A 12443-nucleotide genomic window follows, 5' to 3' on the forward strand; every position below is an offset into this window, starting at 1 on the left:
AGGAGTATGCGTCAATGAATGGCTATCCTGGTGAATGGGCTCTTGGTTCTGTTTACTTCCCCCCTCTCTTGATCGCTTCGTTCTTGGGTTTGCTTCTTAGTTGGACCACATCACGCCTATTAAACAGATACCGGCTTTCCAGATTTCTCCTCTATCCGCCCGGCGTCTTCATAGCTTTGGCAGTCATCTATACCGCAGTAATTGGAAGTTGGGTTATTCCGATATGAAAGCATTAAAACCCATACATAAAGCAATAATCACAGGCACTATCGTTGGCGTGGCAGTGCTCGCCTTCGCCTACAAATACTATGCCTACCTGCAAAATCCATGGACACGCGATGGCCAAGTCAGAGCAAACGTCATTCAAATAGCAACCCGTGTCTCCGGCCCAATCGTAGATCTTCCAATCAAAGACAATCAGAGCGTCCAAGCAGGGCAACTGCTTTTCCGTATCGATCCAAGGACATTTGAAGCAACCTACGCGGAAAAGAAAGCCGATCTGGACCAGACAGTCGATCAGCTCAACGCCCTTGCAAGAGAACGAGATGCGGCTGAGGCCAGCGTCGCTCAATACCGCTCAAACATTGAGCAAGCAAACTCGGAAGTACGTTCATCCATAGCCACCCTAAAAAACATTAAGGGAAATCTGGAGAGAAACGCAAAGCTTCTGAAGGATGGTTTCGTCACTCAGCGTACCTATGACCAAATCGAAAAAAGCTACATTGTTGCTCTGGCAGATGCTGAGCAAGCACAATCAGGTCTGGCTCAGGCTGAAGCTGCACTTGTTGAAGCAAAAGCAACTCTGGCTCAGGTCGTGGCAACACTTGGAGCGAAAGGAGACGAGAACGCTCAGTTACGCTCTGCCAAAGCAGCATTACGCATGGCGGAGCTGGACCTAGGGTTCTCACATGTATCCGCACCAGTCTCTGGCTACGTCACCAATCTGAACCTTCGTTTGGGCAGTCAAACTGTCGAAAACCAGCCGGCACTCGCCCTCGTAGACATTTCCAGCTTCTGGATCGACGCATACTTTCCAGAAACAAAAATCCGCAGGATCAACATCGGCGACAAAGTCGTCATGACTCTCATGGCTTACCCTGATCAGGTGGTCCATGGCGAGGTCGAAAGCATCGGCTGGGGCATCTCTCAATCAGATGGCAGCACCGGCTCCGATCTTCTGCCCAACATTAACCCCACCTTCGAATGGATCCGCCTTGCACAGCGTATCCCAGTCCGCGTAAAACTCACAGACATTCCCAAAGACATCCTCCTTCGCGTAGGCACAACCGTCTCCGTCCTGGTCCTAACCAACACCGCCAACGACACAACCACACCCGAAGAACCCCCAGCACCACTGCTGTTTCAGTAGTTTTCACCGCTCACTTCTTCCCCCAAACCAACAGTGGTCCAAACGTCGCCACATACACCACAAACGCCAGGATCCATGCAAGGGCTGAGGCGTCGTAGAGGCGGGTTGCGAGGTCTGGGAACAGGCCTGCGGAGAAGCGCAGGAGGACTGATGTGGCCATTGCGCAGTAAAGGAAGGTGGCACCGCGGCTTGCTTTGAGCCCCTGACCAGTATGGCCGAGGGTTGCACGGGTCATGACGGCTAGCGTCATCATACCCAGGACGCCAGCCATAAGCAGGTGTTGGGCTCCGGTGATATCCAGCAGGTCTGGCTGGAGGATGGCAAAGCCAAGTGCGAGCAGACCCAAGGGCATGAACAGATAGCTCGCGTGCAGCACCAGAACCAGAGGTTCCTTGAAGGTATACTGCCCTTTCCAGCGAACCAGACGCGCGAAGTGCAGCGCTCCGGCAATCAGAAGTACCACACCCGCCAGCCAATGATCTTGCAGCGCAGTCCAGACAAGCAGTGCGATCAGGAGGGCAAGCAGTGAAATCTTGTCGAACAACTGCATCGGGCTCGCTGGCAGGCTCTTACGGCCTTGCTTCACCAGCCAGTTACGGGTGAAGGAAGGAATAATCCGCCCACCGATCAAACCTACCATCAGAACCATGGTGGAGATACCCAGACGCATACCATAGCCCTGCGCTGCGTATCCATCGCTCCAGGCTTCCCAATGGAACAGCAGGTTGGATGCTATGAGCAGGCCCAGCAAACCCAACACGATCAGGTTGCGCCAGTTTTTGCCTGCCATAATTTCGCGCAGGCACGCAATGGCCAGCACCAATGGCATTGCAACATCAAGCGCGGCAACGACGCTTGATGGAAGGTAAGCGCCGAACAGGATCGCGGCACGGCCAATCACCCAAAGGCTGAACAGGACAATGAGTGGCTTGCCCACAATGGGCATACGCCCGGTCCAGTTGGGAATAGCGGTCAGCAAAAAACCTGCAACAACGGCGCTTAGATAGCCGAAAAGGAACTCATGGGCGTGCCACGAGACAGGATCAAACGCAATCGGCAGCTCGATGTGCCCGGAAACGAGTGGAATCCAGAGCAACATAAGCACGATTGCCCAGACTGCACTGGCGAGGAAGAACGGCCTGAACCCATAACTGAATAGCACAGGGCCTTGCCAGGATCTGACTTGTTCCATAGTGGTCGACATGAGGCGCTCTTTTGGCTTTTGTTGATGCGCGCGTGCACATTCAGTGATCGATGCGTTAGAGCGAATTCTTGTCGTTTGATTGCATTCAATCAAACGACAAGAATTCGCTCCACTAAAGATGCTAGAGCGCGATGCGTAAATGAAAATGAACGCAACGTGCTCTAGCTTTACAATCAGCTTCACCAATCTAACCCGTCATGTCCTTGACCATTATTAAGTGCGCTCTGCATTTCAAAAATGTTCCCGAAAAGCGGTTTCGGTTTTCGGGTGAGAATATGCTTGGTCTAATGAGAGGAGAGTGTCTCGATACGTCAGTTCGTCCAGGATATCTCTTAGCTGGCTTATGACCATACAAGCACTGAAAGCACCACATGGCATCCCATGCAGTGTTGAACCAAAGTTCCCGGAAATCGGGATGAGCAAGGCGGCAGGCAACACCTGCGCTATTTGTTAGTAATGAGTCTTCGACATCAGCTACACGCCTTGCCCGGGCTTTCTTATAATGAACAACGTCGCCTCTTTTGCCTATAAGGCACGATAGCCGGTTTCCCGGAAAGAAAGTGGCTTATCCAGTCAGGTTTCCCTGCTCAGACAGTTCCTCCGTCTTTGACAGACACGTCAGTAAAAGTGGATTTCCCACCGGTACATCTGCATCCGTCACCGCGTGATACCCTATAGTCCTGGGCCCTTCCCCTCAAACCATGCGGTCACGTTTGAAGTTCGGTTCACCGGACCACTGAAAGGTGCGTTACGTCTTCCAACAGCCCAACCCAGCCTACGACAAACTGACGGTCGCTCCGCCAGCAGCCCGTTACGTAGGCATGGGATTAGTATGGGCATGGTTTTGAGCTAGGGGGATAAGTTTATCTTTAATTTTCAGGCGTTCCAACACCTGTAATCCTGTTGCCGACGTTGTACTTGCCGCGAGGCTTTCTCATGGGCAGACGCCGCACCTCTTCCAAGGTTTGTGCATCATAAACAATGACAGCCCCATCCTCTTCCCAGACAGAAACCAGGGCGTATTTGCCATCATCTGTGAACTCCACATGGGCCGCACGGGAGCCTTTTTGAGGGCGCAGGGTCTTTACAATCTCAAGGCTCTGCTTGTCTATCACCTGGATCGCGTCTTTGTCTGGACCAAAGAAAACATCTACCCAGACATAGGGTGAGTTCTCGTGCGTCCGGGTGAAGAAGCCGGAGCCGAGCATCTCAATCTGTTTGATGGTCTCCCATGACTTCATGTCTACAATGGAAACCAGCGGTTCTCTCAGATGCGGGGTGGCCATGACGGTCCGCTCACCCATCTTCCAGGTAGAACCTGAACCCAGGTGTGGCAGACCTTCCAAGTCCAGATCAGCAATCTTGTGCCCGATGACCAAATCAACCACCTGTCCACCAATGCCACTGGGGGAAGCACCCATCACGTATTCATCGCTTGGGTCGAGATAGAAATCTTCAACCAAACTTTTGACAGTGATCTTGCGCAAAGGGAACGGGTCTTTGTTAGGCGCAGGCCCCTCAACACGCCAGTCATGGGCAAATCCGTAATGCGGTGGATTAGGGCCATAAAACACTTCCCAAATAGAGGGCGCATCCTTCAGCGCCAACACAAAGCTCTTGCGTTTGGCGGCGAGGTAAACAGCGGAGACACGGCTTGGTGTGCCGTCCTTGCCTTGAACATACTCTAGTTTCTGCGGGCTCAAATCATCAGCGGAGAGAATGACAAAGGTGTTGGGCAGATAGTTCGCTACGGCAATCCACTTGCCATCGTGGCTCAAAGCAATGTTACGGCTGTTCAGCCCGGCACGAATACGGCTCACCTCCTGTAACCCGTAAAGGTCATACTTCAGGATCCAGCCATCGCGGGACATGATATAAACGTAGCGCCCATCAGGGGAGAACTTGGGCTGCCCGCGCGTCCCAAACGGAATTTTGAAACGCGTCAGAACCTCGAAGCTGTCGCCATCCACCACGCTGACAGAATGGTCCAGCGTCTCCACGACCAATGTCAGGTTCATCGGGTCGGCAGACCAGACAGGCTTCACAGTCGCTTTGTAATCATCGTTGGCAATCAGGCTCGCGGAAATCTGCTCCATCGTCCATGTCGGTGCAGGCTTCAATGGCGTTTTGAGAAAAGCGCTGAGTGCGTCAATCTCCTGGTCGCTCAGCACATCCTGAAAGGACGGCATCTCAGTTGCGTTTCGCCCGCGTTTGATTGTGTCTTGCAACGCCGTGCCGCGCATACTTCCCAAAGTTTCGGGAAGCAGAGCCGGACCGATCAGGCCCAAACGGTTCTCACCGTGGCACTCTACACAGTGCTTTTGGTAAAGGGCGGCAGGGTCGGCAAGGCAAGCAGATGCTGAAAGAACAGCCGAACCAAGAGCAACAAGGAGCCTGATCATTAAATAAACTCGAATTAGGGGAAAGTACCTCTGAAGCGCAGTCGCAGTGCTGGTTCAAAGCCACGCAAAAACAAAGGCAAAGCAGTTCATGTGTTTCACCTTAAATACGAACTGCTTTAAGGTGTGACGGTCACCATGCCGATCATCTTCTGCGTTTCCCAATGCGGGCCACACAGATATTGCTGCGATCCCGCGCTCAGGAAGGTGAACTCGAAGGTCTCTTCAGGAAACAATCGATCGGACTCTTTCTCACCCGCCTCATTCAAATGAACGGTGTGGCTTGTCCGCTTGTCAACATTCACCCAGCGTACGGTGGTGCCAACAGGGACAGAAAGCTTTTCTGGGCAGAACCGATACTTGTACATCTTCACGATCGTAACGCCATCTGCCTCAGCTGCCGGATTTCCAAACATATCGACATAACGAGCTTCTGCTTTTGCGCACAGTGCAGCAGCTTTGTCATCCGCCGCAACGGCAGGTGCCACCATCAAAAGACCCAGAAGAAGTGCGGAACAGTGAAGAAATCTTGAGTACATGAAGCGCCCCCTTGCAAATGCATATCCAAAAATCACGTACTATTATTGATAAGGATACGCTCGGAAAAACTTAGAGCAAGTTCTGCATATCTCTGAAAAATGGAAACCGGTTTTCGGATAAAGATACGCAAAAGCAAAAGAATAAAGGAGGATCCAGCCTCCAGAAAAAAAGGTGGCCAATTACTCGGCCACCCTTTGTGTTTTTTTAGCGCCCTACCACATTGATTTGGGCAGTTTCGTCATCCAGTGCCAGACTGGTGTTCAACGTCACGTGGTGGAAACGTGCAGCTGAGAAGTCATCATGGATAGCAAAGCCAACTGTGTAGGTCTTGCCAGCTTCAAGCGGCACATCACCTGGCTTGTCGCTTGCCAGCGGACGGGAGAAGACCACAGTCCACATACCAGCAGAGAGCTTGGCAGAAGCAGTGATATCACCGTCGTTTTGGACGCGACGCTCAAGCAGGTAGCCATTGGTTGCGGAACCGTCCGCATAGACGCGCATCAGATCCATGAAGGTACCGTCAGCCAGCAGCTGATCGAGTTCCTCAGCTGATTTCAGCTTGTTCCAACCACCTTGAGCCTTACCACGACGACCTTTGATCTCGACCTTTGTCCGGGTCTCACTCAGGTACTTCTGGATGGACTTCTTGGCTTGCAGCATCTCAGCAACATCACCGGAAGCAGCGATTGCTTCTGGACCCGGATCAAACGGCATGTAGGTGTTGTCTGCATGGCATGTTGCCCAGCAACCAACCTGTTCACCCATCTTGATACCGGTGCCGGTGATCATCATGGCAACCTTGATCTGGTTTTCAGGGTCCATCTTGCCACCGTCAACAAATGGTGCAGGTGCATGAGGAGTATCTGGCCATTGCAGGCGGAAGTAGACATTCTCATCATCATGAGCAGCCTGCATCGTTGCGTTGATCACACCACGCTTCCCAGGAATTGGGGTCGGCTCGGTGTTGTCAGTGCCTTTGACGATCTTGTTGCCAATGTTGTTCAGCTCTTTCGCATGACAGGTTGTGCACTGGTCGCCACCCTTTGTCAGCGGACGAGCACCACCGTGCTGCTTGCCGTTCTGCACAAACTCGAAGGAAGCCTGACCAGGGTAGAACAGTGTCATGTCTACGCTGTCCACACCGCTCCAGTCGATGTTGGCACCAACAGTGTCGCCTGCATCAGCAGCAGGTGCTTCACCGGCAGCTTTTGCACGTTCTTCAGCAACGGCTGCGTCAACAGCAGCTGCAATCTGAGCCTGTGTAGCTTCCTGCTGTGCTTTCTTCGCAGTGCTTGCAGCCTCAGCTTCAGCAGCTTCTTTGGCTTCAATGCGAGCAAGGCTCTCCAGATACTCTTTCGGAATCTCGCGAACGTAATTCTGGTCAGGAGCTTCAATCATCTCCAGATATTCATCAGATGCGCGGTCACGAACGTTCTTATGCGCAATACCTTTATGGCAATCGATACAGGTCTGCCCTGTTTTCATTGCATTCAGGTGCTGCTGACGTGCGCGCGGCTTCTGGAATTCCGGCATCATGGATTCAAAATCATGACAGTTGCGGCATTCACGAGAGTCAGAAGACTTCATTCGCGCCCATTCGTTTTTGGCGAGGTGCAGACGCTTCTTGTCAAATTTCTCTGGTGTATTGATGGTGCCGACCAACTTGCCCCAAACTTCTTTGGATGCCTTGATCTTGCGGATGATCTTATGTGTCCAGTCTTTAGGAACGTGGCAGTCTGAGCAAACTGCACCAACGCCTGACCGGTTTACGTCGTGGATTGTGCCCTGATATTCCTGATAGACAAAGTCATTCATCTCGTGGCACGAGACGCAGAATTCTTTTGTGTTTGTGGCTTCCATGACGGTGTTGAAACCGCCCCAGAAGATAATGCCGACGACAAAAGCCCCCAAGAGGCCAGCAACCGGCATTCCCCATAGGAAATACCGGCGCCAGATCGGCTTTTTCTTTTCCGTACCGTTGGACTGGGTCATTTCCAGGCTCCGTTTTGGATTTTCTGTCGACCCATCCTTGTCGGGTCGTGTGCGGTCGGCTTTCAAGATACGGGGAGCAAATCCGTCATCTCCGACTGGTGTCCAGCCGTTGCAGTCTCGATACCGCTGATAAAAAAGAAGGGCGGGCGTGGTGCCCGCCCCTCAAAAGGATCGTTAGATCACATTAGGTAACGTGGTTCGAACGGATGTGAACGTTGAACTTGCCGGTTGGAGCGTAAAGGCCCTTAATCCGGGTTTTCTCTTCAAGGGTTTCTGCGTCGTAAACAACGATTTCACCGTTTGGAGCAAGAGAGTCGCCCATGTTCCAGTTGGATACCCAAACTTCAGAACCATCTGCGTTGAACTCGAAGTGAACAGCGGCATTGCCCTCTGTTTCGGTGATGGTGATTGTTTTCACAATCTCACCGGTTTCTTTCGAGATCACCTGAACAGCCTGCTGAATTTCAGGATCTGGGTGTTTGGTCTGGTCAGCCCATACGTACTTGGAGTCTGGATGTGTACGGATGAACAGGCCTGGGCCGTCAGTTTCAACTTCGTAACACTTCTTCCAAGCTTCATCCGGACGTCCTGCTGGGTCGTTCGCCCAAACAGAAACAGTACCAACGCCGAGGTGGGTTGTACCTGCAACCGGACCACACTTAGGATCGTTCCAGTTAGCACCTGGACCTGGATGTGGAAGAGCAGCAACGTCGATCATAGCTTCGAGCTTGCGCTCTTTGGTGTCGACAACAACCATTTTGTTCGATGCGTTAGCAGCGATCTGGAAGTAACGGCCTGTTGGATCGAAGAAGCCGTCATGCAGGAACTTAGCGGAGTCGATTTTGTCGATACGAAGGTTGTCGATATCGGAATAATCAACCTGCCACATCTGGCCAAGTTCTTTAACAGCAACCAGCCATGTAGGCTCATTTGGAGTTGTGTAGATAGCAGCAACGCGGCTTTCTTCTACATAATCTCCGTCCACGTTCACGCCGCGGGTTGAAACAACCTTAAGCGGTTCCATGGTCACTGCGTCAGAAATCACGAAGTGTGGAGGCCAGTAAGCACCACCAATGATGTATTTGCCATCGCCGGATACGGCAACGTCGCGTGCATCATAAGCAACGGTAACTTCAGAAACGAGCATCTTGTCTGGTGTCTGCCAGAGGTCGATTTTCGTCATCTTGCCGTCACGGCCCATGGTGTACCAGAAACGACCTGGATTCTCAGGCTCTGCCAGTTTGTGGTGCTCGGATGCTTTGATCACGTGCACTGCATAACCGGTAGGAATATGAACCAGAACTTCTTTGGTGTCGCCGTCGATGACTGCAACTTTACCTGCATCACGCTCGATAACAACGAAGAAGTTTTCCCAGTTGCGGCCATGCATAGGCTTGGTTGGGTAATCTTTTTCTTCGACGTAAACCTTGCGGGTTTCCTTCATCTGAGCAAGTGACATCTCAGGTGGCTTTGGCGGATCCAACATAATGTAGGTCGCCATGTCCTTGATTTCTTGCTCGCTCAGGATTTCCGAGAAGTTGTTCATGCCGCCTTCTGTGCCCCAGGCGATGATCTTCTCAAGGCGTTCCTGACCTAGCTGAAGGGTACCACCTTCAGTGACGGTGCCGTCTTTGCCTTTTTTCTTCCAATGCGGCTCAAGGTTTTTACCTGTCGCGCCCTTGCGCAAAACGCCGTGACAGCCTGCGCACTGCTCAAAATAAAGCTGCTTAGAACGTTCAAAGGCTTCTTCGCTCAGTGTTGGACCTTCAGCAAATGCAGGTGCAGCTGCACTACCAAGCAACATCGCGAAGCCGGCCGCTAAAGCGTACCCTGACCCACGTCTCTTATTTTGTAACATTCTCAATCTCCAATGCTGGTGAGACGAGGTCACAGTGAATTGAACGGCCGCAGTCCTCCTTGACTAATGTTAAGCAAGAAAACTTAGAACCCCGCCCTGAAACATCACGCCCCAAAAAACCGCCGAAAACTCCCCATTTAGCCAAACTTGCGACAGAACGTCTCAATCTGAAATTGAGGTGTAAAAAGAAGTAAATTAATTTGACCCAGGCCATCGCCAACAGGTTGCTCCGGTACACTGTGAAAGAGTGACACCCCGATAAAGCCTCAACAAAATCGCATTGACCAAGCTGATTCTAAATTTTCAAAAAACTAATTCAGTACATTGAGGTGACGATTCCGTTGTAAATAATGCCACCTCACAAGTGCAGCTTCTGTCAAATGCCGATCCGGCTTAGATATCAACAATGATGGAGCCGGGCTCGACACCAATGCAGAAATCAGCTGGGATCAATTTACTCGGATAGTTTGCGTGGATCACCAACTTCAATGCTGCAGTGACTAGCGTCTGCCAACCGATGCAACTTCTTACATCCGACTGGCGCAGTCTCTATGTATCGACTTCGTCAAAAAGGCTATTGAAGGCTGGTATGCAGACCCAGCTGCTCAAGGCGCTGGTTGAGGCCATGCCGGAAGGTGGCACTTTTGCCATGGTTTCTCATGTGCTGAAGCAACGGAACCCGACTGCCCAGATCCTCATTCTTGATCCAAAGGAGAAGTTCTCCAAGCAAGGCCTGTTCATGGAAGGCTGGGAGAACCATTATGCAGGCATGGTGGACTGGCTAACGGACGAGTTTACCGGAGGTGTTCAGCGCGTTGCCCCGAACACCATGGAAATTGTGTTGGAAGACGAGACCATCACAACAAGCCGGTTCGATCAACGAGGCAGGTTGGTGTACGATCGTTCCAGCAACACAGCAAAGCCAGTTGGATGAGAACATCCATGTGCTTGGTGATGCGCCCCAGAACGGTGACATGCCAAAGTCCGGCTATTCTCCCAACAATCAGGCCAAAGCTGCATCCATGGCGATCAGTCACGCCCTCACCGGGCCACGCGCGTTCAAACCACGGTTCTCCAACACCTGCTGGTCGCTGATCTCTCCAGACAACGGCGTGAAGGTTGGTGCAAGCTATATAGCCACAGATAAGAAGATCGCCAAAGTGGCTGGCTTCATCTCCCAAAACAACGAGGACGACGCCCTGCGCAAACAAACCTACGAGGAAAGCCTGAGCTGGTACGCCGGTATAATCTCTGACATGTTTGGATAACGAATGTAGCTGCAGGGTGCTCATCTGAGTACTCCGCGGGTTTGAGGCGGTACTGAGAGGACTGTTTGATGTCTTCATCACCTCCAGTTCCGACGCTGACTTCCAACATCCGCAAAGTTCTGGAACCTCAACTGATCGCAAGATCTGGCTCAACCAGTTGGCATGCTCCCCAACCAATCAATGCAATTTTGATCACTGATCAGCCCTTGGAAGATCTCATGGGTGACATCGGCTGGTACAAGAACGACACCTACACCCGCAACCACATCAACCTCTTCACCTACATCCAACTGGCCCTTCAGAATCTTCTACCCGTTTTCCGAGCTTTACCTCTGGGGCCAACCAGCCATCGGCGCCTTCTAGATGCCGTGAGACTGGATTGAGCGCATCCACATCCGGTGATGGCAGGTTGTGCAGAGCAATAACAAGAAAGGCTACATGGGCGCTATCAGCAGAGATCACAAGCTGATCATCAAATACTACAAAGCGATCCCCACCTTCTCCACGGTATCGCCGCAAACGTTGACCGCGACCGGAACCTGCTCAAAACTCAACTTGCACAAAGCAAACTCATCAGAAGAGCGTCTATTTCGTCGTAAACCTCAACCGTTACGCAAGGCAACGACTACGAATACATTACCGATGGCAAACTACTGGTTGCAGCAGCAAAGGGGATAATTCTAACAAGACGGGAACGTTAGTTTCTGGGGCTTTGAGGTGCAAAGTCGTCGGGAGACAATGAACATGGCGTCTATTTTCTTTTTTACAGACGAACCGTCCCTGCACACCGGTTATTCCTAAAGACGAACATCACCCTTCAAGCCACTCACACCTACTTTCGACCTAGCAGCGCAATATAACCGCAAATCACTCAAAGCAACGCACATAACAACGCAAAGCCGTGCTATCTACTGAGGAACGGCGTAAAAACCTCCATGTGAGGTGCCTCTTCTTGGTCTAAACGCAAAAGCGATCCAATTCCATCACCCGTGTAGGCTTGAAGCAAAACACATTTCCTGAACGGACTGAAGGTTCCGATCACGATACTGTCGAATCATTCGGGTCCACCAAAATCAGTGTATCTTCCTTGCCTGAGACGATTGGTTTGCTTCAGACTCATACAGAGAAAGCATCATGTCACCTCTGTACACATGACCAACTCAAAACAGGCATGATGAAGTTTGGCAGCTCCTCGATAAGTACTGCTGGAGTTTGATGATCCCAAAACGTTTATCCCCTATTTACATGCCAGAGCACTTCACTGAACTCGTCTGAGGTAGGGGCATAGATTAATTCTATTCGTTTTTCGGGATCAGTCTACAGGGTGAAGTGCATCCCGGGCCTATCTCGCCAATCACGCCCTAACGCAGAACCACCTCTGCATTACACGCAATTATTGGTTTGCTGTCACAGACCTAGTCTACGCCTCAAGTGCCCCATGACATACGCATGCTCCCCATCTTTCAGAAACGCATGGAGAGGTGTTGTATTCTAATCATTACAGCACTGCGAGGCCACATGGATCAATCCCTTGAAGTCGCTGTTTGAGTTTCACTGAGGCCAACTGGTGGGTTTGTATTTAGGGATATGAGAGCACGTTCACTCAGGACGGCTCAAACCCAGAACGCAAAAAAGCCCCCGTGCGTTATGCATCGGGGGCTTTTGAGTTGGTTTATGTTCTTTGTTATTTTGAAGATTTAGTCGGTGTGCTTTATTCATGCCCGGCGGCGCCCTACTCTCCCGCGTCTTAAGACGAAGTACCATTGGCGCAGGGGCGTTTCACTTCCGAGTTCGGGATGGGATCGGGTGCGTA

The 12443-nt window shown here is 51.5% G+C and carries 11 protein-coding genes, 1 rRNA gene and 1 pseudogene; 6 read left to right on the plus strand and 7 right to left on the minus strand.

Going from position 1 to position 12443, the window contains the following annotated elements; genetic code table 11:
• Window positions 1-14 precede the first annotated feature (14 nt).
• Both PsAD26_RS28980 and PsAD26_RS19425 read left to right on the plus strand, forming a co-directional pair.
• Window positions 15-227, plus strand: a complete 213-nt coding sequence (locus tag PsAD26_RS28980; RefSeq protein WP_084403744.1) for a DUF1656 domain-containing protein — start codon at window positions 15-17, stop codon at window positions 225-227.
• The gene (locus PsAD26_RS19425; RefSeq protein WP_063311743.1) at window positions 224-1369 is read left to right on the plus strand and encodes an HlyD family secretion protein; all 1146 of its coding nucleotides are present in this window, start codon (window positions 224-226) and stop codon (window positions 1367-1369) included. The genes PsAD26_RS28980 and PsAD26_RS19425 overlap by 4 nt, the downstream gene beginning before the upstream one ends.
• 10 nt (window positions 1370-1379) lie before the next feature.
• Here the strand turns inward: PsAD26_RS19425 and PsAD26_RS19430 are convergent, their stop codons facing one another.
• From PsAD26_RS19430 to PsAD26_RS19450, 6 genes and pseudogenes are all read right to left on the minus strand, one after another.
• Window positions 1380-2573, minus strand: coding sequence for an NnrS family protein (locus PsAD26_RS19430; RefSeq protein ID WP_063311777.1), 1194 nt, complete (start codon window positions 2571-2573; stop codon window positions 1380-1382).
• Window positions 2574-3442: 869 nt separating this feature from the next.
• Window positions 3443-4975 carry a nitrite reductase gene (locus PsAD26_RS19435; RefSeq protein ID WP_063311744.1) on the minus strand — a complete coding sequence of 511 codons (1533 nt, stop codon included), beginning with the start codon at window positions 4973-4975 and terminating at the stop codon, window positions 3443-3445.
• 116 nt (window positions 4976-5091) lie between these two features.
• Window positions 5092-5511, minus strand: a complete 420-nt coding sequence (locus tag PsAD26_RS19440; RefSeq protein ID WP_063311745.1) for a plastocyanin/azurin family copper-binding protein — start codon at window positions 5509-5511, stop codon at window positions 5092-5094.
• 205 nt (window positions 5512-5716) lie between these two features.
• On the minus strand, window positions 5717-6910 hold the full coding sequence (locus tag PsAD26_RS30245) for an ethylbenzene dehydrogenase-related protein (RefSeq protein ID WP_275507206.1): 1194 nt from the start codon (window positions 6908-6910) through the stop codon (window positions 5717-5719).
• Window positions 6911-6946: 36 nt separating this feature from the next.
• A pseudogene (locus tag PsAD26_RS30250) lies at window positions 6947-7441 on the minus strand (NapC/NirT family cytochrome c); the annotation flags it as partial.
• 247 nt (window positions 7442-7688) lie between these two features.
• On the minus strand, window positions 7689-9362 hold the full coding sequence (locus tag PsAD26_RS19450) for a cytochrome D1 domain-containing protein (protein WP_208981673.1): 1674 nt from the start codon (window positions 9360-9362) through the stop codon (window positions 7689-7691).
• A gap of 589 nt (window positions 9363-9951) precedes the next feature.
• On the opposite strand from PsAD26_RS19450, the gene PsAD26_RS30030 reads away from it, so the two are divergent.
• The 4 genes from PsAD26_RS30030 (at window position 9952) to PsAD26_RS29430 (ending at window position 11308) form a co-directional block, all read left to right on the plus strand.
• Complete coding sequence (locus PsAD26_RS30030) at window positions 9952-10296, plus strand: hypothetical protein (RefSeq protein ID WP_063311746.1); 345 nt, start codon at window positions 9952-9954, stop codon at window positions 10294-10296.
• Window positions 10289-10630: an FCSD flavin-binding domain-containing protein gene (locus PsAD26_RS30035; protein WP_063311747.1), complete on the plus strand. Its 342-nt coding sequence runs from the start codon at window positions 10289-10291 to the stop codon at window positions 10628-10630. Before PsAD26_RS30030 ends, PsAD26_RS30035 begins: the two co-directional genes overlap by 8 nt.
• A 68-nt stretch (window positions 10631-10698) precedes the next feature.
• Window positions 10699-11013, plus strand: a complete 315-nt coding sequence (locus PsAD26_RS19465; protein WP_063311748.1) for a hypothetical protein — start codon at window positions 10699-10701, stop codon at window positions 11011-11013.
• A 55-nt stretch (window positions 11014-11068) separates the two neighbouring features.
• Window positions 11069-11308, plus strand: coding sequence for a hypothetical protein (locus tag PsAD26_RS29430; protein ID WP_153041535.1), 240 nt, complete (start codon window positions 11069-11071; stop codon window positions 11306-11308).
• Window positions 11309-12349: 1041 nt separating this feature from the next.
• Here the strand turns inward: PsAD26_RS29430 and rrf are convergent.
• A 5S ribosomal RNA gene (gene rrf, locus PsAD26_RS19470) occupies window positions 12350-12443 on the minus strand; the annotation flags it as partial.

The organism is Pseudovibrio sp. Ad26, assembly GCF_001623285.1.
Lineage (GTDB): Bacteria > Pseudomonadota > Alphaproteobacteria > Rhizobiales > Stappiaceae > Pseudovibrio > Pseudovibrio ascidiaceicola.